This window comes from Hymenobacter sp. PAMC 26628 (assembly GCF_001562275.1).
Lineage (GTDB): Bacteria > Bacteroidota > Bacteroidia > Cytophagales > Hymenobacteraceae > Hymenobacter.
In genome coordinates this window covers 1,180,262-1,204,242 of the sequence record NZ_CP014304.1, presented here as the reverse complement: position 1 = coordinate 1,204,242, position 23,981 = coordinate 1,180,262, and the positions used below count along the sequence as shown (strand labels likewise).

At 63.5% G+C, this 23,981-nt stretch carries 24 protein-coding genes; 14 read left to right on the top strand and 10 right to left on the bottom strand.

From position 1 onward, the window contains the following. Window positions 1-78: 78 nt before the first annotated feature. Window positions 79-2,013, top strand: coding sequence for a molecular chaperone DnaK (gene dnaK / locus AXW84_RS05595; protein WP_068229848.1), 1,935 nt, complete (start codon window positions 79-81; stop codon window positions 2,011-2,013). Window positions 2,014-2,320: 307 nt separating this feature from the next. Further along, window positions 2,321-2,971, top strand: a complete 651-nt coding sequence (locus AXW84_RS05590) for a hypothetical protein (RefSeq protein ID WP_068229846.1) — start codon at window positions 2,321-2,323, stop codon at window positions 2,969-2,971. A gap of 132 nt (window positions 2,972-3,103) precedes the next feature. Here the strand turns inward: AXW84_RS05590 and AXW84_RS05585 are convergent, their stop codons facing one another. After that, window positions 3,104-4,210, bottom strand: a complete 1,107-nt coding sequence (locus AXW84_RS05585; RefSeq protein WP_068229840.1) for an endonuclease/exonuclease/phosphatase family protein — start codon at window positions 4,208-4,210, stop codon at window positions 3,104-3,106. Between the two features lie 99 nt (window positions 4,211-4,309). On the opposite strand from AXW84_RS05585, the gene AXW84_RS05580 reads away from it, so the two are divergent. From AXW84_RS05580 to AXW84_RS05560, 5 genes are all read left to right on the top strand, one after another. Next, window positions 4,310-4,930 (top strand): MarC family protein, encoded by a 621-nt coding sequence (locus tag AXW84_RS05580; RefSeq protein WP_068229838.1) that lies wholly within the window; start codon window positions 4,310-4,312, stop codon window positions 4,928-4,930. Between the two features lie 64 nt (window positions 4,931-4,994). Continuing rightward, entirely contained in the window at window positions 4,995-5,381 is a 387-nt protein-coding gene (locus AXW84_RS05575) for a GxxExxY protein (RefSeq protein ID WP_068229835.1), read from the top strand. Between the two features lie 114 nt (window positions 5,382-5,495). Next, the gene (hemE, locus tag AXW84_RS05570; RefSeq protein WP_068229833.1) at window positions 5,496-6,521 is read left to right on the top strand and encodes a uroporphyrinogen decarboxylase; all 1,026 of its coding nucleotides are present in this window, start codon (window positions 5,496-5,498) and stop codon (window positions 6,519-6,521) included. A 69-nt stretch (window positions 6,522-6,590) separates the two neighbouring features. Further along, window positions 6,591-6,800: an alkylphosphonate utilization protein gene (locus AXW84_RS05565; RefSeq protein ID WP_068229831.1), complete on the top strand. Its 210-nt coding sequence runs from the start codon at window positions 6,591-6,593 to the stop codon at window positions 6,798-6,800. A gap of 11 nt (window positions 6,801-6,811) precedes the next feature. Continuing rightward, window positions 6,812-7,375, top strand: a complete 564-nt coding sequence (locus tag AXW84_RS05560) for a sugar O-acetyltransferase (protein WP_068229828.1) — start codon at window positions 6,812-6,814, stop codon at window positions 7,373-7,375. A 10-nt stretch (window positions 7,376-7,385) separates the two neighbouring features. Here AXW84_RS05560 and AXW84_RS05555 read toward each other — a convergent pair whose 3' ends face one another. The 5 genes from AXW84_RS05555 to AXW84_RS05535 all read right to left on the bottom strand — a co-directional run bounded on the left by AXW84_RS05555 (window position 7,386) and on the right by AXW84_RS05535 (window position 12,982). Continuing rightward, window positions 7,386-8,381, bottom strand: coding sequence for a bifunctional heptose 7-phosphate kinase/heptose 1-phosphate adenyltransferase (locus AXW84_RS05555; RefSeq protein ID WP_068229824.1), 996 nt, complete (start codon window positions 8,379-8,381; stop codon window positions 7,386-7,388). 169 nt (window positions 8,382-8,550) lie between these two features. Continuing rightward, complete coding sequence (locus tag AXW84_RS05550) at window positions 8,551-9,765, bottom strand: pyridoxal phosphate-dependent aminotransferase (protein WP_068229823.1); 1,215 nt, start codon at window positions 9,763-9,765, stop codon at window positions 8,551-8,553. Window positions 9,766-9,830: 65 nt separating this feature from the next. Then, entirely contained in the window at window positions 9,831-11,852 is a 2,022-nt protein-coding gene (locus AXW84_RS05545) for a glycosyltransferase family 2 protein (RefSeq protein ID WP_068229821.1), read from the bottom strand. 123 nt (window positions 11,853-11,975) lie between these two features. Further along, window positions 11,976-12,590, bottom strand: a complete 615-nt coding sequence (gene recR, locus AXW84_RS05540) for a recombination mediator RecR (protein WP_068229819.1) — start codon at window positions 12,588-12,590, stop codon at window positions 11,976-11,978. 110 nt (window positions 12,591-12,700) lie between these two features. Continuing rightward, window positions 12,701-12,982 (bottom strand): ATP-dependent Clp protease adaptor ClpS, encoded by a 282-nt coding sequence (locus AXW84_RS05535; RefSeq protein ID WP_068229815.1) that lies wholly within the window; start codon window positions 12,980-12,982, stop codon window positions 12,701-12,703. Window positions 12,983-13,232: 250 nt separating this feature from the next. On the opposite strand from AXW84_RS05535, the gene AXW84_RS05530 reads away from it, so the two are divergent. Together AXW84_RS05530 and AXW84_RS05525 are read left to right on the top strand one after the other, a co-directional pair. Further along, window positions 13,233-13,790, top strand: coding sequence for a hypothetical protein (locus tag AXW84_RS05530; RefSeq protein WP_068229811.1), 558 nt, complete (start codon window positions 13,233-13,235; stop codon window positions 13,788-13,790). Between the two features lie 69 nt (window positions 13,791-13,859). After that, window positions 13,860-14,546, top strand: coding sequence for a hypothetical protein (locus AXW84_RS05525; protein ID WP_068229808.1), 687 nt, complete (start codon window positions 13,860-13,862; stop codon window positions 14,544-14,546). 92 nt (window positions 14,547-14,638) lie between these two features. Here the strand turns inward: AXW84_RS05525 and AXW84_RS05520 are convergent, their stop codons facing one another. Continuing rightward, complete coding sequence (locus AXW84_RS05520; RefSeq protein WP_068229806.1) at window positions 14,639-15,247, bottom strand: YceI family protein; 609 nt, start codon at window positions 15,245-15,247, stop codon at window positions 14,639-14,641. 78 nt (window positions 15,248-15,325) lie between these two features. After that, entirely contained in the window at window positions 15,326-15,787 is a 462-nt protein-coding gene (locus AXW84_RS05515) for a MarR family winged helix-turn-helix transcriptional regulator (RefSeq protein ID WP_068229803.1), read from the bottom strand. Between the two features lie 155 nt (window positions 15,788-15,942). Here AXW84_RS05515 and AXW84_RS05510 point away from each other — a divergent pair, with 155 nt between their 5' ends. Further along, on the top strand, window positions 15,943-16,515 hold the full coding sequence (locus AXW84_RS05510) for a DUF6799 domain-containing protein (protein ID WP_157886827.1): 573 nt from the start codon (window positions 15,943-15,945) through the stop codon (window positions 16,513-16,515). A gap of 121 nt (window positions 16,516-16,636) precedes the next feature. On the opposite strand, the gene AXW84_RS05505 is transcribed toward AXW84_RS05510, so the two are convergent. Further along, window positions 16,637-17,641 carry an enolase C-terminal domain-like protein gene (locus tag AXW84_RS05505; RefSeq protein ID WP_157886826.1) on the bottom strand — a complete coding sequence of 335 codons (1,005 nt, stop codon included), beginning with the start codon at window positions 17,639-17,641 and terminating at the stop codon, window positions 16,637-16,639. A 170-nt stretch (window positions 17,642-17,811) separates the two neighbouring features. Between AXW84_RS05505 and AXW84_RS05500 the strand changes: the two genes are divergently transcribed. From AXW84_RS05500 to AXW84_RS05485, 4 genes are all read left to right on the top strand, one after another. Next, window positions 17,812-19,224, top strand: coding sequence for a dicarboxylate/amino acid:cation symporter (locus tag AXW84_RS05500; RefSeq protein ID WP_068229796.1), 1,413 nt, complete (start codon window positions 17,812-17,814; stop codon window positions 19,222-19,224). A 181-nt stretch (window positions 19,225-19,405) separates the two neighbouring features. Beyond that, window positions 19,406-20,029 carry a hypothetical protein gene (locus AXW84_RS05495; RefSeq protein ID WP_068229792.1) on the top strand — a complete coding sequence of 208 codons (624 nt, stop codon included), beginning with the start codon at window positions 19,406-19,408 and terminating at the stop codon, window positions 20,027-20,029. A 23-nt stretch (window positions 20,030-20,052) separates the two neighbouring features. Continuing rightward, window positions 20,053-20,694, top strand: a complete 642-nt coding sequence (locus AXW84_RS05490) for a hypothetical protein (protein ID WP_157886825.1) — start codon at window positions 20,053-20,055, stop codon at window positions 20,692-20,694. A 69-nt stretch (window positions 20,695-20,763) separates the two neighbouring features. Beyond that, the gene (locus tag AXW84_RS05485; RefSeq protein ID WP_068229783.1) at window positions 20,764-23,139 is read left to right on the top strand and encodes a GAF domain-containing protein; all 2,376 of its coding nucleotides are present in this window, start codon (window positions 20,764-20,766) and stop codon (window positions 23,137-23,139) included. A 94-nt stretch (window positions 23,140-23,233) separates the two neighbouring features. On the opposite strand, the gene AXW84_RS05480 is transcribed toward AXW84_RS05485, so the two are convergent. Further along, on the bottom strand, window positions 23,234-23,923 hold the full coding sequence (locus tag AXW84_RS05480; RefSeq protein WP_068229782.1) for a phosphatase PAP2 family protein: 690 nt from the start codon (window positions 23,921-23,923) through the stop codon (window positions 23,234-23,236). Window positions 23,924-23,981: the final 58 nt, after the last annotated feature.

The following is a 23,981-nucleotide window of genomic DNA, read 5'->3' as shown; positions in this document are numbered from 1 at the left end:
TTGCTTGTAAAAGGAGCTATAGCTACCTAAGGGCGGCTTTCTATTGACAACATATCCACTTAACCTGAACACCCCAACATGGGCAAAATAATCGGCATCGACCTCGGCACCACCAACTCTTGCGTGGCCGTAATGGAAGGCAACGAACCCGTTGTTATCCCCAACTCCGAAGGCCGCCGCACCACGCCGTCCATCGTCGCATTCCTCGACAACGGCAAGGGCGAGCGCAAAGTGGGCGACCCGGCGAAGCGCCAGGCCGTTACCAATCCTAAAAACACCATCGCCAGCATCAAGCGTTTCATGGGCCGCCAGTTCTCGGAAGTATCCACCGAGAGCAAGTACGTAGCCTACGACCTGACGCCCGGCGCCAACAATACGGTGGCCGTGAAAATTGGCGACCGCAACTACACTCCGCAGGAAATTTCGGCCATGGTACTTCAGAAAATGAAGCAGACGGCGGAAGATTACCTCGGCCAGCCCGTGACGGAAGCCGTGATTACGGTGCCCGCGTACTTTAACGATGCCCAGCGCCAGGCTACCAAAGAAGCCGGCGCCATTGCCGGCCTCGACGTGAAGCGCATCATCAACGAGCCCACGGCCGCGGCCCTGGCTTACGGCCTGGATAAGAAGCACAAAGACCAGAAAATTGCCGTGTACGACCTCGGCGGCGGCACCTTCGACATCTCGGTGCTGGAGCTGGGCGACGGCGTATTTGAAGTGCTGAGCACCAACGGCGACACCCACCTCGGCGGCGACGACTTCGACCAGGTAATCATCGACTTCCTGGCCGAGCAGTTCAAAGCTGACAACGAAGGCCTCGACCTGCGCAACGACCCCATGGCCCTCCAGCGCTTGAAAGAAGCCGCCGAGAAAGCCAAAGTGGAGCTGTCGAGCTCGAACGAAACCGAAATTAACCTGCCCTACGTGACGGCCACCGCCAGCGGCCCCAAGCACTTGGTGGTGAAGCTGAGCCGCGCCAAGTTCGAGCAGCTCTCGGACGCGCTGGTGCGCCGCTCGATGGAGCCTTGCAAGAAGGCCCTGCAAGACGCTGGCCTCTCGGCCAGCGACATCGACGAGGTGATCCTCGTGGGTGGCTCGACCCGCATCCCCCGCATCCAGGAGGAAGTAGAGAAGTTCTTCGGCAAGAAGCCCAGCAAGGGCGTGAACCCCGACGAAGTGGTGGCCATCGGCGCCGCCATCCAAGGCGGTGTATTGACCGGTGAAGTGAAGGACGTGCTGTTGCTCGACGTGACCCCGCTTTCGCTGGGCATTGAGACGATGGGCGGCGTGATGACCAAGCTCATCGAGTCGAACACGACCATCCCGACCAAGAAATCGGAGACGTTCTCGACGGCTTCGGACTCGCAGCCTTCGGTGGAAATCCACGTGCTGCAAGGCGAGCGGCCCCTGGCCAGCCAGAACCGCACCATCGGCAAGTTTCACCTCGACAGCATCCCGCCCGCGCCCCGCGGCGTGCCACAGATTGAAGTAATCTTCGACATCGACGCCAACGGCATCCTGAACGTGACCGCCAAGGACAAAGGCACCGGCAAAGAGCAGAAAATCCGCATCGAAGCCAGCAGCGGCTTGTCTGACCAGGACATTGAGCGCATGCGCCAGGAAGCAGCTACCAACGCCGACGCCGACAAGGCCGAAGCCGAGCGCATCAAGAAGGTGAACGACGCCGACTCGATGATTTTCCAGACCGAGAAGCAGTTGAAGGAGTACGGCGACAAGCTGAGCGGCGGCAACAAAACCGCTGTGGAAGGGGCCCTCGCCGACCTCAAGAAAGCCCACGAGAGCAAAGACCTCGGCGCGATTGAAACTGCCATGACGGCCATCAACGCCGCCTGGCAGGCCGCCTCGCAGGAGATGTACGCCGCCGCGGGTGCCGATGGCGCCGGGGCCGGCCAAGGCTTCCCCGGGGGCGAAGGCCAGCCGCAGGACGGCAACGGCCAGCCCGCCGCCGACCACGTAACCGACGTGGATTATGAAGAAGTAGACGGTAAGTAGGACCGCAATTTCCGTTGATTTAACGGATAAAAACGGATTCGAATAGATGCTAAAAAGGCCGGAAGCGCATTGCTTCCGGCCTTTTTTTATGCACGTGGGGCCCCGGGCGTTAATAGTTAACCCAACCCCATCACGCCGGTCACGCTGAGCGTAGTTGAAGCATCTCTCCCACTGACTAACGAATAATCGTCGCACGGCACGCGGTGGGCAAGGCGTTTCATTTACGGTTGCAAAGGAAACCGGCCGGGGCGGGGCGTAAATTGCTCCTAGGTTTGGCCGTCGCGGCCCGCCGTTTGCCCCGCCCTGCATGGATTCCGTCGTTATTGCCTACCAGAAGTTTCCCACGCCCGACGCGGCCCAGTCACTGCTGGCCCTGCTCGACCAACAGCGCATTGCTTACGAAGCCCACCACACGCGGCCGCGCTTCAACGCCGTGCTGGGTACCACCTCAGCCGAGCAGTTCGTGGTGAGCTTGTTGCCCGAAGATTTCACGCGGGTGCGCCAACTTGAAGAAAGCCAGGCCGCCAGCATGCCCAGTAACTTTCCGTCGGACTACTACCTGTTCAAGTTTACCAACCAGGAACTGTGGGAGCTGCTGAGCCAGCCCGACTCCTGGAGCAGCCACGACGTGGCACTGGCCACCCAAGTGCTGCGCGAGCGCGGCGAGGACGTATCGGACCACATTTTGCAGAACCTCAGGGCCCTGCACACCGAAAACCTGGCCGCGCCTAACCCCCGCCCCACTGCCTGGATCGTGGCCGGCTACCTGCTGGCCCTGGCGGGCGGCGTATTTGGGTTGGGCATCGGCTGGTCGCTGTGGCGCTACCGCAAAACCCTGCCCGATGGCCGCCAGGTGCCCGGCTTCGCCCCCGCCGACCGGGCCCACGGCGTGCGCATCCTGTGGCTGGGCGTGGCCGGCGTGGTGTTTTGGGTAGCGGTGCGGATGCTGGTGGGGTAAGCCGGGCGGGGCCGTGTGCTTGCACCCCAAGCTTTGCTGGCACCGCAGAGGCCTTTCCTATGCTATTCTGGGGGCCCTAGGACAAGGCTAAGCACAGCTGGGCGGTACAGGTCCACGGATCCAACGCACTGGTTAAGCCGGGTTTTCGGCGGCGTCGGCCACGCCGTCGGCAATTTTTTCAGCGGCTTCTTGGTGGTCTTCGGCATTGGCCACTTCCAAGGCCTCGGTCTGCTCGCGCCAGCCGGTTGGCTCGTAACTGAGGCGGATGTAGATGGGGAAGTGGTCGGAGCCCATGTGGCTGAGGCGCTCCAAGTGCTGCAAGCGGAAGTGGGCCGAGTGAAACACGTGGTCGAGGGGCCAGCGCAGCAGCTTGTGGTCGGCGTGGAAAGTGGGCAACAGGCCCCGGCCAATGCGCGGGTCGAGCAGCTGCGAGAGCCGCCGGAACAGCTCGGAGGTGTGCGACCACGCTACGTCGTTCAGGTCGCCGGCCACCACCGTGGGGCCGTCGTGATGCTCAATTTCGCGGCCCACCACCAGTAGCTCGGCATCACGGCGCACGCTGCTTTTGGACTCGGCCGGGGCCGGCGGGCGCGGGTGCAGGAAGTGCAGCCGCACAGGCACGCCGTTGGGCAGCACCACCTGCCCATGAAACGAGGGAATGTCGGCCTCCAGCAAGAACCGAATTTCGGCTTGGCGCAGCGGCAGGCGCGAAAACACGAGCATGCCGTAAGTGTTGGGCAGCGGGGCGTGGCAGGTGTAGGGGTACGATTTCGCGAGCGGCTGCAGCTGCTCCAGCCACCAAGCGTCGGTTTCCACGGCCAGCACAATGTCGGGTTGCCGCAGGCGGATGTGGCCCAGGATGCGCGCCGCGTCGCGGTTGTGCATCAGCACGTTGGTTACCAGCAGGCTGAGGTGGTGGTCGAGGTCAGTGGCGGGGCGGCTGGCATCGGCCACTTGCTTGCCGTGCAGTGGCGTGTAGGGCCAGATGCGGTACCCCTGGTACCCGATGGCCACCGCCAAGCCCCCCACCAGCGCCAGCTGCCAGGGCCCCGGCAGCGGCGGCAACAACAGGGCCCCCACGAGGCTGGCGGCCAGGCCGGCCACGATTTGCAAGCGCGGAAAATCGCAGACGCGCACCCACCAGGCGGTTTGGCGAAGCAGTGGCAACACAGTGGCCAGCAAGGCCGATGCGCCCAGCAGCCACGTCAGCCACTGCGCCAGGGTAAGCAGTAAATTCATCAAAAACAAAGGTAGCAATCGGCCCCAGCTTGGCCGCATGCCTTAAATGCGCCGCCGCGGGCCGCGTCGGGGCACCGGGCCCGGCTGCTACCTTTGGGCATGGAAATCCTGCTGGCCACGTTCACCACCCTGTTTTCGCTCGTGAACCCCTTCGGGGCAATGCCGGTTTTCCTCACCCTCACCAGCGACGACAGCGGCACCGAGCGCCTGCGCATTGCCCTGCGCGCCTGCCTCTACATGGTGGCCATCCTGAGCGTCGCCTTTTTGGGCGGGCAATACATCCTCAACTTCTTCAACATCAGCATCCAGCACCTGCGCATTGCGGGCGGCATCCTGCTCATGCGCTCAGCCTTTGACCTGCTCACGCCCGGTGCCAACCGCGACCGGGTGGGCCCCGCCGCCCTCGAAGAAAGCAAGCTCAAGGACGACGTGAGCTTCACGCCGCTGGCCATGCCCATGCTCTCGGGCCCCGGCTCGATGGCCATTTGCATCGGCCTCATCCGCCCTTCTTATTCCGACAAGGCCCTCACGCTGGTGGGCTTCGCGCTGGTGGCACTGGCCAGCTTGGCGGTGCTGGCCTCGTCGCTGCGCCTCACGCGCCTGCTGGGCCGGCCGGGCATGGCGGCCTTGGCGCGCATCATGGGCTTCATCACGCTGGCCATCGGGGTGAATTTCTTCGCCACCGCCATCGGGGCCCTGTTCCCAGGCCTGAATCACTGATTTTGACTGATTAATCGTGATTTCGCTGTTTTTTATGCTCTGCTTGCGCTAGTAGTAACCGGTGATGGTTGATGAGAAATATTTACTTTCCAGCCTTTCCGAGCAGGTGATTGGGTGCGCCATGCGGGTGCACAGCACGTTGGGCAACGGATTTCCCGAAATCATTTACCAACGCGCATTGGCGATAGAGTTAGAACTTTGCGGAATCAGTTTTACCCGCGAATCCACGCAAGCCGTGTACTATCGCGACACCTGCATCGGCTCGAGAATTGTAGATTTTTTGGTCCAGGAAAAGCTGCTCATCGAACTGAAAGCCATCGCTGAACTGAACGACAGCCATTTCTCTCAAATCATTAATTACCTCACCGCCTTCAAGCTCGAAGTAGGCCTACTCATCAACTTCGGTCAGAAAAGCCTACAATACCGCCGTTTCATTAAAACCAAGGCGTAAAGCGCCGGCACCTAATAGAGCGCCGTAAATCCATCTAAAAATCAGTGAAATCACAATTAATCACACTCAATTAGTGATTGAATCAGTGAAATCACGGTTAATCAGTCAAAATCAGTGATCAAGAACGACCTCTACCTGCGCGCCGCCCGCGGCGAAACCACCGAGCGGACGCCCGTGTGGCTCATGCGCCAAGCCGGCCGCATCCTGCCAGAGTACCGCGCCCTGCGCGCCCGCCTCTCCGGCTTCAAAGAGCTGGTGGAAACCCCCGAGCTGGCCGCCGAGGTCACCATCCAGCCCATCGACGCGCTCGACGTGGACGCGGCCATCATCTTCTCCGACATCCTGGTGGTGCCCGACGCCATGGGCCTGCCCTACGAGATGGTCGAGGCCCGGGGCCCCCTGTTCCCCAACGTAATCAAAACCGCCGCCGATGTAGATAAACTGCGCGTGGCCGACCCCGAGGAGCACCTCGGCTACGTGCTCGAGGCGCTGCGCATCACCAAGCGCGCCCTGAACGGCCGGGTGCCGCTGATAGGTTTCGCCGGGGCCCCCTGGACGATTCTGGCCTACATGGTGGAGGGCCACGGCTCCAAAACTTTCAGCAAGGCCCGCGGCATGCTCTACCGCGAGCCCGCCCTGGCGCACCGGCTGCTCGAAAAAATCACCGCCACCACCATCGCCTACCTGCAAGCCCAGGTGGCGGCCGGGGCCCAAGTGGTGCAGGTGTTCGACTCATGGGCCGGCATCCTACCGCCAGCGCATTACGCCGAATTCTCAACCCGCTACATCGGCCAGATTTGCGCCGCGCTGTCGCCGCTGGTGCCCGTCACGGTGTTCGCCAAGGGCGCGTGGTGGGCTGTGGAGGATTTCGCCGCCCTGCCCTGCCGCACGATAGGCCTCGACTGGAACCAGGACCCCGCCGCCGTGCGCCGCGTGGCCGGCGACAAAACCCTGCAAGGCAACCTTGACCCCTGCGCCCTCTACGGTACCCGCGACCAGGTGCGCGCCGCCACCCAGGCCATGTTGCGCCAGTTTGCCGGGGGCCCCCACATCGCCAACCTCGGCCACGGCGTGTACCCCGACACCGACCCCGACAACGTGCGCGTGTTCGTGGACACGGTGAAGGAGTGGCGGGGGTAAGCCCGCGCGGGGGCCCTGCCCCCGGCGTAGGGGCCCCTTCTAAACCCCAATTCTCTCGCGATTTCCCGCATGGATAGCAAAGACAGCAACGGGGCCCTGCTCGCCGAAGGCGACTCGGTCACGCTCATCAAAGACCTGAAAGTGAAAGACTCGTCGCTGACGCTGAAGCGCGGCACGCTGGTCAAAAACATCCGCCTCACCGGCTCGCTCAGCGAGGTGGAAGGCCGGGCCGGCGGCAGCACGATGGTGCTGAAAACCGAATTTTTGAAGAAAGCCTAACCGCCCCGACCATGCGCAGCGAGGAAGAAAAAATGCTGGCCGGCGAACTCTACCTGGCCGCAGACCCCGCCCTGGTGAAGGCGCGCACCCACGCCAAGCAACTGCTGCACCGCCTGAACGTGACGGAGTACCTGGTTACGGACGCCGCCCGCGAGGTACTGGCCGAATTGGTGCTGCACGCGGGGCCCAATTTCTACGCGGAGCCGCCCTTCTACTGCGACTACGGCCGCAATATTTACTGTGGCAGCAACGTGTATTTCAACGTAAACTGCGTGGTGCTGGACGTGGCCAAGGTCACCATCGGCTCCAACGTCATGTTTGGGCCCGGCGTGCAGCTGTACGCGGCCACCCATCCGCTCGACGCCGTGGTGCGCCGCACGCTGGAGCTAGGGCGGCCCGTCACCATCGGCGACGACTGCTGGATCGGGGGCGGGGCCATCATCTGCCCGGGCGTCAGCATCGGCGCGGGCTGCGTCATCGGGGCCGGGTCGGTGGTGACGAAGGACGTGCCGGCGTATTCGCTGGCCGTCGGCAACCCGGCCCGGGTGATTAAAAAGTTGGAAGCAGCCGCTTAGGGCCCTGGCGCTACAGGCCGGCTTCCTGCGCTTCTTCTAGCAGCCGCTGCTTCTCGATGGGCACCACGCCCACTTGCTCGCACACCAGCCCGCCGCCTAAGTTGGCCAGCGCGGCGAGGAACGGCGCCGGCTGCCGCAGCGCCACGCACAAGGCCGCGATGCTGATGACCGTATCACCGGCGCCCGACACGTCGGAAATCGTGCGCAGGTGAGCCGGCAGGTAGGTTTTTTGGTCGGCCTGCTGGGCAAATACGCCGTGCTCGGAAAGTGTCACCAGCACGGTTTCAGGCCGTAATTCTTCGCGCAGGCGGGCCACGCCGGCCTCGAAGCCGGGGCGGTCGGTGGCGGGGTCGCCAAACTCCAGCTTTAGGCCCTCGCGCAGTTCTTTCAGGTTGGGCTTGAACAGTGTGCAGCCGCGGTAGGCCAGGAAGTTCTTCTTCTTGGGGTCTACCACCGTGGGGATGCCGCGCTCCCGGGCCCGCGCAATGCAGGTGGCAATGATGTCCTCGCGCAACACGCCCTTGTCGTAGTCTTCAAACACCACCACGTGGGCCTGGGCCAGCAGCTCGTCGTAGGCCCCCAGCAGCTGCGCCGTTTCGGCGGCGTTAAGGTCGGTTTCTACTTCCGAGTCGATGCGCAGCAGCTGCTGGCCTTGGGCCAGGATGCGCTGCTTCACCGTGGTGGGCCGGTGCGCGCTGCGGACGAGGCCGGCGGCGGGCAAGCCACGCTGCTGCAATAACTCCAGCAGCTGGCCGCCGCCGGCGTCGGTGCCAATCACGGCGCAGAGCAGCGGCGTGGCCCCCAGGGCCTGCACGTTCAGGGCCACGTTGGCAGCCCCGCCGAGGCGGTTTTCGGTGCGGGCCACGTGCACCACCGGCACGGGGGCCTCGGGCGAGAGGCGCGTGGCGCGGCCCCACACGTAGGCGTCCACCATCACGTCGCCGATGATGAGCACGCGCAGGCGGTTGAAATCGGCAAAGAGCTGGGAAAGCGTATCGGCGGGCATTGCGGCGAGAAGAATAGGGCCCCAAAGGTAAAGGCCCGCGGCAGGAGCGCGCCAAAGCGCGCCGCTACCGCGGGCCTTGTTAGTACCGTAGCGTGGAGGCTGCGAGTCCGCGCGTTCAACATTCAACACCCTTCTAACGCGCGGACTCGCAGCGTCCACGCTACAAATACTACAATTTGGCCAGGCTTTTCTTAATGCGCTGGAAGGCTTCCACCAGCTTGTCGTCGGCGGCGGCAGTGCTGAAACGCATGCACTGCGGGGCCCCAAAAGCCTCGCCCGACACGGCGGCTACGTGAGCGTCGCTGAGCAGGTAGAGGGCCAAATCGGCCGAATCTTTGATAACCTGGCCCTCGGCCGTGGTGCGGCCAAAGAACGCCGACACGTCGGGAAATACGTAGAACGCGCCGCTCGGCGTGGGCGTCACCAGGCCAGGAATGTCCTTGGCAATGTCCAATACCAGGTCGCGGCGGCGGTGGTAGGCGGTCACCATCTCGTCGGCACTGCTATGGCCGCCGAGCAGGGCAGCGGTGCCGGCCTTCTGGGCGATGGAGCAGGTGCCGGACGTGATTTGGCCCTGGAGCTTGTCGCAGGCCGAGGCAATGTCGGCGCGGGCGGCGAGGTAGCCCAAGCGCCAGCCGGTCATGGCGTAGCCCTTCGAGAAGCCGTTGACGGTGATTACCTGGTCCTTAACCTCTGGGAAACGAGCCAGGCTGTAGTGTTCGCCCACGAAGTTAATGTACTCGTAAATCTCGTCGGCCAGAGCGTATACCTGCGGGTGGCGGGCCAGCACGGCGGCCATTTCGCCCAGCTCCTCCTGGCTGAACACCGACCCCGTGGGGTTGCACGGCGAGGAGTACATGATAAGCTTGGTGCGCGGCGTGATGGCGGCTTCGAGCTGCGCGGCGGTGGCCTTGTAATCGTTTTCGAGGCTGCCCACCAGCGGCACGGGCACGCCCTCGGCCAGCTTCACCATCTCTTCGTAGCTTACCCAATAGGGCGAGTAGATGATGACCTCGTCGCCGGGATTCACCAAGCTGAGGATGGCATTGGCCAGGGCTTGCTTGGCGCCGGTGCTCACCACAATGTTGGTGGGCAGGTAATCCAAGTCGTTCTCCTTCTTCAGTTTGGCACAAATGGCCTGGCGTAGCTCCAGCGTGCCGGGCACTGGCGTGTAGAATGTAAAACCGTCATCGACGGCTTTCTTGGCGGCGTCCTTGATGTACTGGGGCGTCTGGAAATCAGGCTCGCCGAAGCTCAGGCTGATGACGTCGACGCCCTGCGCGGCCAGCTCGCGGGCTTTTTTGGCCATGGCAATGGTCGCCGATTCCGTCATCGCCAGCAGGCGGTTGGAGAGCGGCGACGCGGGGGCAAGTACTTCGGGCATAGCGGACAGCGGAAAAATTTGCCTTGCAAAGGTATTGGCTGCACCCAGCCAAACCGCGCGCCGCCCTATTTTTCCGCCGGGGGCCCCACGGCCTGCCCCAACCGCCGCCAGCAATACCACAGAATGCCCACGTCTTGCCCCGGGGCGTAGTTTTTGGCGTACAGCAATTCGAGGTGCCGCTTGGCGCTGGCCCCGAGCGGCCCGCCGGCCGCGTCGGCGGGCGAGAGTACGGCGGGCCGCGCCTGGGCCGGGCCGGGCGTGTGGCGCAGGCCCACCCACGTGGCCCGGCCCAGCAGCACGGCCACCGCGTTGTGCACAAAACCTTGCTGGTCAGTCTGAAACCAGACAAGCAGGGGCCCCAGCAAGAGCAGGGTGGCGGCGCTCAGCACGTCGAGCAGGCGCTTGGCGCGGGCGGGGCCCGGCTGGTGCAGGTTCAGTGCGCTGTGGAGGGCGTAGTAGTTGCCGGGCGCGTCTTTGCGGCTGCTGCCGATGATGTAGGCACTGGCCTCGGGCAGAATTTTATAGGCCACTGGCGGCGTGGCGGGCAGCGCCAGCATCAGGCCAATAATTTGGCTGGCTGGCAGGTCGCGACCGCAAAAAATCAACTCATCCAGCGCGTATAGGCGCACCAAATCGGGCAGTTGGCGCAGCTCGCCCAGGGCCTCGGCCGGTGCGTGCGCCGGGGAGCGCCCGGGCAACGGCGGCACCGGTACGCTGGCGGCCTGGGGCCCCACGGCCACGTAGCCAACAACGCGAGCCGGCACGGCGGCGGCTTCCAGTAGCTGGCACACGCGCTGGCTCTCGGCCGCCGAACCCACGATGGCGATGTTCTTTGGGCGGGGCTCGCCCAGGTGCAGGTTGTGGTATTTTATGAAATGCGTGGCCAGCTGCCGCCCCACCAGTGCCACCAGCGCCCAGGCCCCGCCCAGCACGATGAGCGCCTTGGAAAACCGCCAGGCGTCGAGGAAATTCGATACTGCCGAAATCAGTATTGTGCCCACCAGGATGCCCCGCGCCAGGGCCCCCACCCTTCCGGGCCGGCCGTAGCCGCCGCTCAGGTAGGCCGAGGCCAGCCACACGGCGATGTAGCCCGGCACGGCCACCCGCAAAAACCGCGGCGGATAGGGCCCCGGTGGGTATTTATTATGCGTTTCCCAGTATGCCTTCAGCAAAAACATGCCCCCGTACACCAGGCCAGCGTCGAGCAATACCGGCGCGGCGCGGCGGGCCAGCCGCTCAAAAATGGCAGCCCCCGCCCGCAGCCAAATGGCGGTATTGATGAGCAGCGACACCAGGCCGGCGGGCCCCGGGGCAAAGTGCTTGCGGGCAAAAATCACCATTGCCCGGTAAAACACGAGCACGTAGTTCACGCTCGTGCGCCGGGTGCTTTCGCCCTTGTAGTGGATGATCCGGGCCCCGGGGAAATAGTAATTTTTCCAGCCGCCCAGCGTGAGCCGGTACGAGAGGTCGATGTCCTCGCCGTACATGAAGTAGTCTTCGTCGAGTAGGCCCACCTGGGCCAGGGCCGTGCGGCGCAGCAGCATGAACGCCCCGCTAAGCACGTCAACCTCGTGGGTTTGGTTTTTGTCCAAGTACCCCAGGTGGTAGCGGCCAAAGATGCGCGAATTGGGCATTAGTCGGCTCAGGCCCAGCATTTTGCACAGGGCCACGGCGGGCGTGGGCAAGCCGCGCTTGCTTTCGGGCAGGAAGTGGCCCTGGCCGTCGAGCATGTGCACGCCCAGCCCCCCGCCGGCGGGGTGCGCGTCCATAAAATCGCAGCAGGCCCGGAAGGTGTCTTCCCCCACCACCGTGTCGGGGTTGAGCAGCAGCTGGTATTCGCCGGTGGCGCGGCGCAGGGCCTGGTTGTTGGCCTTGGCAAAGCCCGGGTTGTGCTTGTTTTCGATCAGAATGACCTCTGGGAACCGCGCCCGCACCATCGCCACCGAGTGGTCGGCCGAGTTGTTATCCACCACAAATACCTCCACCGGGGCCCCAAGCTTTTCGGCTGCCCGCCGCACCGACAGCAGCGCCTGCTCGAGGAAGTAGCTGACGTTGTAGCTGACGACGACGACGGAGAGTTTGACCACGGCAGGCGAAATTAGGGTGCGCCGGCCGCCGGCCGCGCCAAGCCTTGGTGCGGCCGCAGCAAAAAGCCCCGCGGCCGGTGCGGCCGCGGGGCTTTTACAGAAAACATTAGGCGGCCCGGGGCCCTAGTTTACTTGCCGCTGGCGGTCCACGATGCTGCGGCCGAGGGTAATTTCGTCGGCGTATTCCAACTCGCCGCCCATTGGAATGCCGCGGGCAATGGTGCTGATGTGCACGTTGGGCAGGTCGCGCAGGCGGCGCGAGAGGTAAAAAGCGGTGGTGTCGCCCTCCATGGTAGGGCTAATGGCGAGGATGACCTCGCGCACGTCTGAATCTTCGGCCGCCGCCCGCTCCACCAGCGAGTCGATGTGCAAGTCCGTGGGCCCCACGCCCTCGATGGGCGAAATGACGCCGCCCAGCACGTGGTACACGCCACGGTACTGGCCCGTGTTTTCGATGGCGATGACGTCGCGCACGTCGGCCACTACGCATACCTGGGCGTGGTCGCGGAGCTGGTTGGCGCAAATGCTGCACTCCTCGGCGTCGGAAATGCTGTGGCAAGTGCGGCAGTAGGTTATTTCGAAACGCATTTTGGCCAGCGCCTCGGCCAGCGAGGCCGTGGTGTCGGTATCCGCCTTCAACAGGTGCAGGGCCAGGCGCAGGGCCGTTTTCTTGCCAATGCCGGGTAGGCGGGCCAGCTCGCCCACGGCGTTTTCAATCAGCTTGGAAGGGAAATCCATTCAATTAATGTGCAGGATGTGGAAATGTGCCAGATGTGAAAATGCTGCTAGTGCGGAATTTCAGGAAATTTTAAAATTTCCACATCCCCACATTCCACTCATTTTCACACCTAAGAGATATCCGCCGAAATGCCCCGGTCATGAATGGCCGTGCACAGGGGCTCCAGCTCCTCGTACGAGCCATTTTTGACGCTGCACTTGCCTTTGTAGTGAATGAGCAGGGTGCACTGCTCGGCCTGCTCGGGTTGGTGCTGGCACACGTCGATCAGGGTTTTGGTGACGTGGGCGAAGGTGTTCACCTCGTCGTTGTACACCACGAGGCTGCGCGGCTCGGCGGTTTCTTCGAGCAGCAATACGTCCTCATCGAACTCAATTTGGGGGCGGGTCGTCATGGGGCAAATTTACGGCGGCGGGCCGGGTTGGCGGCACGTGTAAACGCCCGGGACGCACAAATCGTTTCGGGCAACGGGCCCCGGGGCGCGGGGCTGGCGTAATTTTCGGCGACCAAGGGCCCAGGGGGCCCACTGCCCGCCCGTGCTGCATCGAAAACAGCTGCCCGGGGCCCCAGCAGCCGGCAAAAAGCTGCCCGCTCGCGCCCGGGGCCCCGCCGGTGCCTTGCTAATTGCTTCTCGTTCCTTGCCCATGCCCGTTCCCGCGCCCGAATTCAAAAAAGCCCTCAAGCGCCTCGGCGAAGCCGAAAAGGAAGCCTTGCTGCTGCGCGCCGTGCGCCGCGACGCCGAGCTGTACGAAACCTTTCGCTTCGAGCTGCTGGCCGACGTATCGCTGGCTCAGATTCAAGAAGAAACGTCCGACCGCATCCACGAATTATTCAACTTGGCTGTGAGCGGGCGCCTGCTCAACCGCAGCCTCGTGAAGGCCCTGCGCGCCAGCGTGCAGGAGGCCGCCCGGGCCCGCCGCATCACCAAAAGCAAGCAACTCGAAATTGACCTTTTGGCCTACACCCTCCGCCTGTGCCTCGACCACTACTCGGGCCAGTTCGACAGCGTGTACGACGGCTTTTACAAGGCCGTGGCACGGCTGGCGGCCCGCCTCCCGGCCCTAATTCTGAAGCACCTGCACGAAGACTTATGGGTGGAATATAAGCCTGATTTAGACGATGTGTTGAAAGACTTGCACCGCCGCAAGAAAAGCGCAAATCTGACCTTCGAGCTGCCCCGGGAATTGACTATTCTGCAGTAGCTTGCGCCGTATTCATCCCCTTTTCACCCTATTTATATGCTAAAACGTTACCCTTCTCTTTGCGCGGGTTTGAGCTTGCTCGCGCTTACTACCGGCTGCGCCGGCTCGTACGCGCCCATCCGGCCCGACCGCATCGCCACTTACCAGGCCTCGGCCACCAATTCGCCCGTTGAGTTTGGCTACCAGTACGACGTGCTGCGGCTGCACGGCAATAAAAAATACGTTAAAAAAGAGGCCAAGCGCGGCTACCACGTAGCCGCCGTGCGCGTAACCAACCGCACGGAGCGCGATTTGAATTTCTCGCGCGACCTAAACTTGCTGTACGGCGACCGGCCCATTATGCCCGTGGGCGGCACCGCAGCGGCGCAAGACTTAAAGCAGGGCGTGGCCATCTACCTGCTGTACGTGCTGCTAAACTTCAACGTGGGCGGCACCGTCAACAACACTACGGGGGCCACCACCGGGGGCACGTTCGTGCCCACGGGGCCCTTCATTGCCGGCGGCAACATGCTGGGGGCGAGCCAGGCCAATAAAAACATGCGCAAAGAATTTGAGGACTTCGACCTCGCCAACCGCATCATCAAGCCCGGCGAAACCGTGTACGGCATCCTGAGCCTGCGCGAAAATTCGGTGGCCCCCATGCGCCTCGAACTGCGCCCCGGCACCGAATCGACCTACGTGCCGGCCACCGCGCCAGTGGTGTTGCCGGCCCCCATGCCCGCCCCACCGGCGGCCTCGCCCCGGCGCGACAATTAATTCCCCGGTGGGCACCAGGCCCGAAATTTTAACCCAAAAGGGCCCCGCCAATTGCTTGGCGGGGCCCTTTTGGGTTAAAGCGCGAGCGGCAATTATTGCTTAGCTACTACGTTAAAATCCAGCGTGAAATCGTCGTAGATGGCTTTATCGCCGATGCTGTCGAAAAACGACTTCGAACCGTACTTCAGGCCGAACTTGGTGCGGTCGATGGTCACCTTGCCGGTGGCCGCAGCCACGCCGTTTTTCACGCCCACTTTGGCGGGGAAGGTGAGGCGGTTGGTCACGCCCTTGATCATCATGTCGCCCACGATGGTGGCGTTGTTGGCCGTGGCAGCCGCCCCTTTGATGGGGGTAACGCTCACAATTTTGAACGTCGAGGTCGGGTTTTTTTCCGCGCCGAAGAAGTCGTCGCTGCTCATGTGGCCCACAAACTTGCCCTGCTGCTCAGCGTCTGTAATATCGGTGGCCTTCAGGGTTTTCATATCCACGGTGGTGGTACCGCCCACTACCATATTATCTTTCACCAGCAGGTCGCCGCTGGCAAACTGGATGGTGCCGTTGTGGCCGTGGGTCACGGCTTTGCCTTCCCAACCCAGGGTGCTTAGTTGGGGCTGGAGCTTGTAAACGGTTTGGGCTTGGGCGGCGGGAGCGGCTACGAGGCCGGCAAGGGCCAACAGGGCGGGGAAAAGAATTTTTTTCATGGTCGAAAAAAGGGTAAAAGAAGAAAGACAAAAAAGGTAAGAACGGGCCCCAGCGCGGGGCAAACAAAAACAAATTGACTAATCGGTCGCCCGCATTTTATCAAGTAACTCGTTGAACTGCTGCAACTCCTCCTCGGAAAATCGGCCCATGCCCAGGCGCATTGGTTCGAGCATGTTGTCGGTTTCGAGGTGGCTGAGTAGTGCCAAGCCTGCTTCCGTGATGCGGATGTCGACGGCGCGGCGGTTGGACGGGCACACAGTGCGGGTCACGAACTGCTTTTCCACCAGCCGATCCACAATGCGCGAGGCGTTGCTGGTTTTGTCCAGCATCCGGTCGATGAGCAAAGCCACGGTAGCCGGCCGCGGGTGCTGGCCGCGCAAAATGCGCAGCACGTTGAACTGCGGCAGCGTGAGGCCAAAGGGCTTGAAGACCGCCGCCTGCCGCACCTCTAGCCAGCCGGCCGTGTAAGTGAGGTTGATGATGGCCTTTTCGTAGGCATTGCGGAACACGGGTTGCTTGATTTCGTCTTCGATGCGCATAAACTAAGTGCGGTTGACGGCACAAATATAATGTACATACATTTAATGTCGCAACATTGTTCCGCCTAATCTTCCATTATTTTCTTGAACCTGCGCACAGTCGAGGCGCGCCGGGGGCCGTACTATTGCCCATGGACCCAACCCACTGGCTTAATATGAAGCGTTTTCTTTTGGTAGCTGGCACAGCCGGTGCATTGGCGGGGGCCCCGCGCCTAGCCGTGGCCCAACAGGGCGGCTACCCGGTGGCCACCACGGCCCAAACGCAATTTGTGTACCAAAATGGCGTGGTGGTGCGGCGCGAGGGCCCCACCACCACGCCCCTCACCCAGAATGTGCGCCTGGCCAACGGCACCAAAATCAACTACAAAAGCGGCATCGTGGAGTTTCCGGGCGGCAAGCTCACGACGCTCAAAGAGGGCGACTTTGTACGGCCCGATGGCGGGCTTGTGTTTGCCACGCCGAATAGCGCCGCTACAGCCCGCGGCGACGGCTCAGCGCCCTCCAGCGCTTCGTTCAATACCTACACGCTGCCCACCCGCGTTGTGCCCGGCAATGCCACGGCCGAAACCGGGGCCCTCCAGCTGCGCGTGCAGCTCTTGGAGCGCAAAGTAGAATTGCTCAACCGCAAAGTCGCGCTGCTCACCCAGGGCCAGGCCGCTTCGCCTGCCGCTCACCAAATTGACCTCGACCTGGCAGCGCTCGATGCCCAGCTGCAAGCTGGCAAATAGGTTTTGAGTACTCTCAACGGTGTTCGTACTACCAGTCTGCGCTCGTTAGCCCAGCCGCGCTGGCACGGCTGGGGCCCCAGAGCCGGGCCCTAGCCGTCCAGCCGCGCTGGAGCACCAGGCTTCAGGCTAGCACCAGAGCCCCATCGGCTTCGTGCACCAAGCCAAACGGTTCATCCTTGATAATAAGGATACCGTCGAGGTCGTGCACGTCGGCCAAGGCGCTGATTTGCAAGGCAGCGGCAATGCCCAGGCTGGTTTCGACCATGCAGCCCAGCATGGGACGCAGGCCGTGGGCACGGGTGCTGCGCAGCAGCTCAACGCCGCGCCGGTAGCCGCCGGCCTTCATCAGCTTCACGTTCACGCCGTGGAATTGCTGAGCGATTTCTTCAAAATCAGCCGTATCCGTCACCGATTCGTCGGCCAGCAGCGGCACACCGGCCCGAGAGCGCAGGTAGCGGTAGTCGGCGGCGCGGGCAGCAGGCAGGGGCTGCTCCAGCAGGGCCATGTGCAGGCCCCGCACAGCGCGGGTGTGCGCCAGGAACTCCAACAGGCCGTCGGCGTCGGCCCAGGCCTCGTTGCCGTCCACGAGCAGCGGGTGGCCGGGCAGTACCCGGGCCACTTCGCGTAGCAAGTCGAGGCCTCCAGCAGCGTCTACCTTCACTTTCAATAACTTAAACCGCGCCGCCCGCTGCACTGCCAAGAATGCGGCCACCTCGCCGGGCGGCATGATGGGCAGCGTGAAGGCCGTGGGCGTGGCGGCGGCCGGCGGCGGCACGCCCAGCCACTGCCACACCGGCTGCCCGGCGCGCGCGGCCAGCCACTGCACCAGCGCCGCCTCCAGGGCAAAACTCAGGGCGTGGGCCACGGGGTGGGCCCCCAGCAAAGCGTCGAACTCTTCCAGCGTTTCCACCCGCTCCAAACCGGCCGCTTGCAGGGCCCCAAACTGCGCTTCGAGCAGCGCCGGCGACTCGGCGTAGCGTACGTTGGGCGCTGCTTCGCCCCGGCCGGTGTGGCCGCGGCCGGCCACCTGCACTACCAAGTTGGTTTTGGCAGCGGAGGCGTTGCGGGAAATCTTCCAGACGAAGCGCAGCGGCAGGTCGAGGGCGGTAAGGGTCCAGGTGGGCATGGGCAAGGCAAAGGGCGCGGGCGCCCCGAAGATGCGGCAAAAATGGCGCCGGGCGCGGCGCTGGGGCCCTGGCAGAGGCGCATATGGCCGGCACACTGGGCGGGGGCCCCGACCCTTACCTTTGCCTAGCCCGGGTTTTCTTCACCTGGGCCACATTTTTCGTTGCCCTTATGAAGCTTTCGCGCGTTGCCGTTGCGGCCCTGGTTTTGCTCTTGCTGGCCGTTTTGCTCACCGTTTTGGTCCAAACCGGGCCACTGGCCCTGCCGGCCGCCGTGCCCGTGGCCGCCCGCTGGGCCGCGCTGGGGGCCCTGGCACTGGCCGTGTCCCCACGCCGCTCGCTCACGCTCTGGATTGTGCTGAGCATGCTGGTGGGCATCGAAATTGGGCACGACGCCCCCGCCGTGGCCCTGCCTTTGAAAGTGCTCAGCGACGCGTTTCTGCGGCTCGTGAAGACCATCATCGCCCCGCTGGTGTTTGCCACGCTGGTGGTGGGCATTGCCGGCCACGCCAACCTCAAGCAGGTGGGCCGCATGGGACTTAAAGCCTTGGTTTACTTCGAAGTAGTGACGACCTTCGCTCTGTTCATCGGGCTGGCGGCCATCAATTTCACCAAGGCCGGGGTGGGCATAAAGCACGTGGCAGTGGTCGAGAAAGCCGACGCCATTGCCGCCGCTGCGCCCCAAACCGCGGCCGATATCATCCTGCACATCTTCCCCGAGAACATTGCCAAATCGGTGGCCGAGGGCCAGGTGCTGCAAGTGGTGGTATTCGCCATCATCTTCGCCATCGGCCTCGCCCTCACCCCCGAAAAGCCCCGGCGCGTGATGCTGGAAATCTGCGAAAGCCTGTCGGAGGTGATGTTCAAGTTCACCAACGTGGTGATGTTTTTTGCGCCCCTGGGCGTGGGCGGCGCCATGGCCTACACGGTGGCCAAAATGGGTTTCGGGCCCCTGCTCAACGCATTTCAATTATTGCTCACGCTCTACGGGGCCCTCATCGGCTTCGTGCTGCTGGTGCTGCTGCCGGTGGCGCTGCTCATGCGCATTCCGCTGCGGCGCTTTGTGGCGGCGGTAGCCGAGCCGGTGAGCATCGCCTTCGCCACCACCAGCAGCGAGGCCGCCCTGCCGCGCGCCATGGAGGCCATGGAAAGCATCGGGGTGCCGCGCCGCATCGTGGCCTTCGTGATGCCGACGGGCTACTCGTTCAACCTCGACGGCACCACGCTCTACCTCTCGTTGGCGGCCGTGTTCGTGGCTCAGGCGGCGGGGGTCACGCTCTCGTTTAGCGACCAGATGCTGCTGGTGTTCACGCTCATGCTCACCAGCAAAGGCGTGGCCGGGGTGCCGCGCGCCTCGCTCGTGATATTGCTGGCCACGCTGCCGTCGTTCAACTTGCCGGCCTGGCCGGTGTTCATCATCCTGGGCATCGACGCGCTGATGGACATGGCCCGCACTGCCGTGAACGTGCTCGGCAACTGCCTGGCCTCGGCCGTGGTGGCCCGCTGGGAAGGCGAGTTCATCGACGACTACCAGGGCCCCGACCCAGCCGCGCTGCCCGAGCCCATGGCCGTCGTGGGGCACTAATTCCCCCAGATTTAATCTTTCCGTTATATCCGGCATTTCCCAGCGAATTATTACCTTAGACCTTACCAAGCCATAAAGGGCGTTTTTACTCTTACAAGACACTTCTATCCAGCAATTATCTATTAAATTCCAAGTCAATAGTATGCATGCTCCGAAAATAAATTTGTATTATATTTATATAATGTTAGTAATTGCCGGGCTCGTGGCCGGTGGCTGCAAATCGGCCAAGATACCGTTGGCAGCCACACCCTTCGCTTCGTTGCACGAGCGCCTGCCCCCACTCGAAACCGCCGCCGACCCGGGGCCCTTGGCCACGAGCGACGGCTTCTTTCCCGAAGACCCGCTGCGCCTGCTCACCAACGAGTTGCAGCGCAACCTGGCCGAGCCCACCGACTCGGCCACCTACGGCTACGTGCGCCTGGTGGTCACCCAGGCCGCCGGGCGCCGCCTCAACCGCGGCCTCCAGGCCCTGCAAATGGCGCTGCTGCTCACCCCCACCTTTCTGGGCGTGCCCCTGGAAACGTACCAGACCGACCTAACGGCCGAATTGCAGATTTCCGATGCTCAGGGCCGCCTGCTGGGCACCTACGCTGGCAAGGGCCGCGGCCGCGCCCGGGTAGCCATGTACCACGGCTACGCCCAGAAAAACGCCCCCCGCCTGGCTGACGTACTGGCCCTGCGCGATGCACTGGCCCACATCCGGCCCCAGATCGATACGGCCGCCGCCCGGCTCCGGCCGCTGCTGCTGGCCCACCCCGTCGACAACCCCACACTGCCCACCGCGGCGGCGCGTGGCCGCCGCTAGGGGCCCCGGCGTATCTTTGGGGCATGGCTGGGATGTTCCGATTGATTGCTATGCTGGGGGTGGCCGGCGCGTTGGCCGGCTGCTGCGCCAACAATGTGTGCGACTGCAACGACGCGCGGGCCGATGCGTTTTACTTCAAGTTTGACACCGGAACGGGCGGTTTTGTAGCCACCGAGTTGGATACCGTGGTGCTCAAGCGCTACGCCCTGCGCTTGGACGCCAAGGGCCTGCCCACGCTCATTAAAACCGTGCTGCCGACCTACACAGCTTACGCCGACTCGCTCGATAAAGCAGGTACGTTCGACCAGGTGAACGTGGTACGGAATGTGGGATTGTCGGCTACGGCCACCCGGCCCCGGGTCACGACCGACACGGTGGTTATCAATAATAACGCGCCGTTTACGCAGGCGGGGCCGCGCAAACTCAGCACATACTTGTACCGCATCGAGGTGCGCCGGGCCCCTGGGCAGTTGCTGCGTGACAACCCACGCCGTTATCAGGTGGATAGCTTGGCCCTGACTGGCGAGTTTTATGGCACCGGCTGCTGCACCTGCTATCGCAACCTCTCGAAAACGGGGCGGCTGACCAAACTCGACGATAAAAGCGTCACGCCCATCAACGCCACCGAAAACGGCCGGGTGATGCCAGTTCCCATCAAAAAGTAAGCGCCTACCCCGCTGGGGCCCTGGCGCTACCTAAGGCCCCGTTGCCGCCGTTTTCATTTCTTCGCTGCCATGCCCGTCTCTGCTGTTGATGCCGCCGCGGCGGCCCCTTTCGTGACTGGGGCCGCGCCGGGGGGCCCCGGCCCGGGGCCCTCGGCGTTTCCCTTTGCTACGGCCCTCAGCCTGGAGCCGCTGCTGGCCTACTGGCGTGCCCGCGAAACGGATACCAACCCCGGCCTGGCGCTGCTGGCCCGCGCCATTGCCCGGCAGGCGGCACGCACGCCCGCGCTGCGGGGCCCCTTGTCCGATCCGGCGGTGCTCGACCACGCGCACGACTTACTCGAAACGATGATGCTGGCGGTGTTTCCAACCGCGGCCATGGGCTCGGCCATCAGTGGGGCCGTTCCGCCGTTTGGGCGCACGAGCTTCTACTACACGCCGCGCTTTGCCGAGGTAATGCTGAATAAGGAGCACGCCATCAAGCAGCCCCTGAATTTGGATTTGGCGCAGACGGATGTGTACATGGCGCGCATGGCCTACCAGCTCGTGCTGCACCGCGTGTACGGGGTGCAGCTGCCGGCGGCGGGGGCCATCATTTTCACGGTGCCCGACTACAAAATTGGCCTCTACCGCCACTACGGCGTCAGCATCGATTCGTCGTTCATGCAGGTGCGGGTGGTGGGCGAGGCCCCCGTGCTCACGCCGGCGCAGTGCGAGCTGCTGGGCCACCAGCGCCACAACCTGGCCGTGTGGCGTGAGCTGCTGCCGCCCGAGCACTTCGCGCTCGAAGGCTTCAACGTGCTGCAACTGGTGGACGTGACGGACCAGGAAGTGCTGTCGGAGCTGAAGTATGACCTGCTGGAGCGCGACGTGCTGCAAGCCTCCGACCGGCTCGAGCAAATCCAGGAGAAGCTGCGGGTGCTGTTTGCACGGCCGGCGTTGCAGCTTGGCATTGCCGCTTACGACGAAAAAAAGAAGGATTTCGTGGACTTCGGCCGCAAAATCAACCACAGCTTCCTCACCAAGCAGGTGCAGCACAACCGGGCCGACAGCGGCTTCCGGCAGATTTACGAGCGGCTACTGCGCGAGCGCCGCCCGCTGGTGCTCTCCGACGTGGCGCGGGCCGACATTCCGGACGACCTGCGGGCCCAGATTCTGGAGCTCGGCATCCACTCGGCCATCCTGGCCCTGCTGCCCTACGGCGGCGACACGGTGGGCCTGCTCGAAATTGGCTCGCCCACCGCGGGCGACTTGGATGAGTTTGATTTGGAGAAGGTGGCGCAGTTCGTGCCGCTGTTTGCGGTGGCCGTGAAGCGCAACGCCGAGGACCTGCAAACCCGCATCCAAGCTGTGATGCAGGAGCGGTTCACGCCCATCCACCCCACCATGGAGTGGCGCTTCACCGACGCGGCCCGCCGCCTATTGGCCCGCCAGGACGAGGGCGAGCGCGGGGCGGAAATGGAGTCCATCGTGTTTGCCGACGTGTACCCGCTGCACGGCTCCTGTGACATTCGCGGCAGCAGCACGGCCCGCAACGCGGCCATCGAGGGCGACCTCATCGAGCACCTCACCCTGGCCAACCGGGTGCTGAAAAAAGCGTCGGAGCACCGGCAGCTGCCCATTCTGGACGAGCTGAAGTTCTACGTCAACAAAAACCTAAGCCGCCTGCGCCAGGGCATTATCAGCGGCGACGAACTGAGCATCTACGAGTCGCTGCGCCAGGAAGTGGAACCCCTTTTCGAGTACCTGGCCCAGCACACTCCCGAGCTGCGGCCGGTTATCACCGCTTATTGGGCCAACATCGACCCGCGCCTGGGCATTCTCTACAAGCGCCGGCAGGCGTTCGAGCAGAGCGTGATGGCCATCAACGACGCGGTGAGCACTTACCTCGACGACGAGGAAGCCAAGGCCCAGGCCATGTTCCCGCACTATTTTCAGCGCTTTCGCTCCGACGGCGTGGAGTACAACATTTACGTGGGCGAGGCCCTGGTGCAGGACAGGCCATTCGACCTGGTGTTTCTCAAGAACCTGCGGCTGTGGCAGTTGCTGACGATGGTGGAAATCACGCGGCTCACCCACGCGCTGGCGGCCACGCTGCCCGTGCCGCTCGAAACCACCCAGCTCATCTACATCCACGGCCAGCCGCTGAGTATCCGCTTCCGGCAGGACGAGCGCCAGTTCGACGTGGACGGGGCCTACAACATCCGCTACGAAATCATCAAGAAGCGCATCGACAAGGCCACCGTGCTCGGCACCGGCGAGCGCCTCACCCAACCCGGCCGCCTGGCCCTGGTGTACGCCCAAACCCGCGAGGCCACCGAGTACCGCGAATACATCGACTACCTCCAGGACCGCGGCCTGCTGGAGCCCGGTGTGGAAGAGCTGGAGCTGGAAGAGCTGCAAGGCGCAAAAGGCCTGCTGGCCCTGCGCGTGCAAGTGAAGCTCTGATCAAATACGAGCGAATGTGGAGATGTGGAGATGTGGAGATGTGAGAATGTGAACAGTCATCTCCACATTCTCACATTTCCACATCTTCACATTCTCACATCTTCTTTTCCTCTTTCCAGAACAGCCGCACGCCGGTGCGCAGCAGCACCAGCCACGCGGCCCCGCCGGCAAAACCAGCCACCACGTCGGTGGGGTAATGCACGTGCAAGTACATGCGGGTGAGGCCGATGAGTACCGCGAAGGCCACCAGCGCAATGCCCCAGCCCCAGCGACCGGTGTGCTGCACCACCAGCCAGGCCAGGCAGCCGTAGTAGGCCATGCTCATCATGGCGTGGCCGCTGGGGAAGCTCAGGCCGTACTGGTAGATGAGGGCCGTGGACGGGCGCGGCCGCTGGAAGTAGGCCTTCAGCAACTCGTTCAGGGCCAGGCCGCCGCCCATGGCTAGCAGCAGCTCGATGGCGTAGCGCACGAAGCCGCGGCGGTGCAACACCAGCGGCACCAGCAGGCTGGCCGGCACGAAAAACGCCACCGACCCGAAGAACGTGAACCGGAACACCCAGGCCGTCAGCCACGGGGCGGCGGCCCGCAAGCGGTCCATTTGGGCAAAGCCCCAATCGTCGAACACCGCCGATTTTTCGGCAAATACCTCGCGCGCCAGGTAAAAAAACACCCCAAACGCCAGCATGAACACCAAGGCCCCACCCACGGCTTCGGCGGTGAGCAGGCCGGCCAGGGCCCCCCAGCGGGACGGCGGCGGCGTGGGCGAAGTGGAAGTGTTGGGCATGAGCGGGCGGCAAACGAAAAGTACGTTGAACGGAATTACTCCAGAAGCGGCCACCGCG

Excerpts from the sequence above, each read along its gene's own strand:
- dnaK (WP_068229848.1), top strand. The coding sequence starts at position 79 with ATGGGCAAAATAATCGGCATCGACCTCGGCACCACCAACTCTTGCGTG.
- AXW84_RS05590 (WP_068229846.1), top strand. The coding sequence starts at position 2,321 with ATGGATTCCGTCGTTATTGCCTACCAGAAGTTTCCCACGCCCGACGCG.
- AXW84_RS05585 (WP_068229840.1), bottom strand. The coding sequence starts at position 4,210 with ATGAATTTACTGCTTACCCTGGCGCAGTGGCTGACGTGGCTGCTGGGC.
- AXW84_RS05580 (WP_068229838.1), top strand. The coding sequence starts at position 4,310 with ATGGAAATCCTGCTGGCCACGTTCACCACCCTGTTTTCGCTCGTGAAC.
- AXW84_RS05575 (WP_068229835.1), top strand. The coding sequence starts at position 4,995 with ATGGTTGATGAGAAATATTTACTTTCCAGCCTTTCCGAGCAGGTGATT.
- AXW84_RS05565 (WP_068229831.1), top strand. The coding sequence starts at position 6,591 with ATGGATAGCAAAGACAGCAACGGGGCCCTGCTCGCCGAAGGCGACTCG.
- AXW84_RS05560 (WP_068229828.1), top strand. The coding sequence starts at position 6,812 with ATGCGCAGCGAGGAAGAAAAAATGCTGGCCGGCGAACTCTACCTGGCC.
- AXW84_RS05555 (WP_068229824.1), bottom strand. The coding sequence starts at position 8,381 with ATGCCCGCCGATACGCTTTCCCAGCTCTTTGCCGATTTCAACCGCCTG.
- AXW84_RS05550 (WP_068229823.1), bottom strand. The coding sequence starts at position 9,765 with ATGCCCGAAGTACTTGCCCCCGCGTCGCCGCTCTCCAACCGCCTGCTG.
- recR (WP_068229819.1), bottom strand. The coding sequence starts at position 12,590 with ATGGATTTCCCTTCCAAGCTGATTGAAAACGCCGTGGGCGAGCTGGCC.
- AXW84_RS05535 (WP_068229815.1), bottom strand. The coding sequence starts at position 12,982 with ATGACGACCCGCCCCCAAATTGAGTTCGATGAGGACGTATTGCTGCTC.
- AXW84_RS05530 (WP_068229811.1), top strand. The coding sequence starts at position 13,233 with ATGCCCGTTCCCGCGCCCGAATTCAAAAAAGCCCTCAAGCGCCTCGGC.
- AXW84_RS05520 (WP_068229806.1), bottom strand. The coding sequence starts at position 15,247 with ATGAAAAAAATTCTTTTCCCCGCCCTGTTGGCCCTTGCCGGCCTCGTA.
- AXW84_RS05515 (WP_068229803.1), bottom strand. The coding sequence starts at position 15,787 with ATGCGCATCGAAGACGAAATCAAGCAACCCGTGTTCCGCAATGCCTAC.
- AXW84_RS05510 (WP_157886827.1), top strand. The coding sequence starts at position 15,943 with ATGAAGCGTTTTCTTTTGGTAGCTGGCACAGCCGGTGCATTGGCGGGG.
- AXW84_RS05505 (WP_157886826.1), bottom strand. The coding sequence starts at position 17,641 with ATGCCCACCTGGACCCTTACCGCCCTCGACCTGCCGCTGCGCTTCGTC.
- AXW84_RS05500 (WP_068229796.1), top strand. The coding sequence starts at position 17,812 with ATGAAGCTTTCGCGCGTTGCCGTTGCGGCCCTGGTTTTGCTCTTGCTG.
- AXW84_RS05495 (WP_068229792.1), top strand. The coding sequence starts at position 19,406 with ATGTTAGTAATTGCCGGGCTCGTGGCCGGTGGCTGCAAATCGGCCAAG.
- AXW84_RS05490 (WP_157886825.1), top strand. The coding sequence starts at position 20,053 with ATGGCTGGGATGTTCCGATTGATTGCTATGCTGGGGGTGGCCGGCGCG.
- AXW84_RS05485 (WP_068229783.1), top strand. The coding sequence starts at position 20,764 with ATGCCCGTCTCTGCTGTTGATGCCGCCGCGGCGGCCCCTTTCGTGACT.
- AXW84_RS05480 (WP_068229782.1), bottom strand. The coding sequence starts at position 23,923 with ATGCCCAACACTTCCACTTCGCCCACGCCGCCGCCGTCCCGCTGGGGG.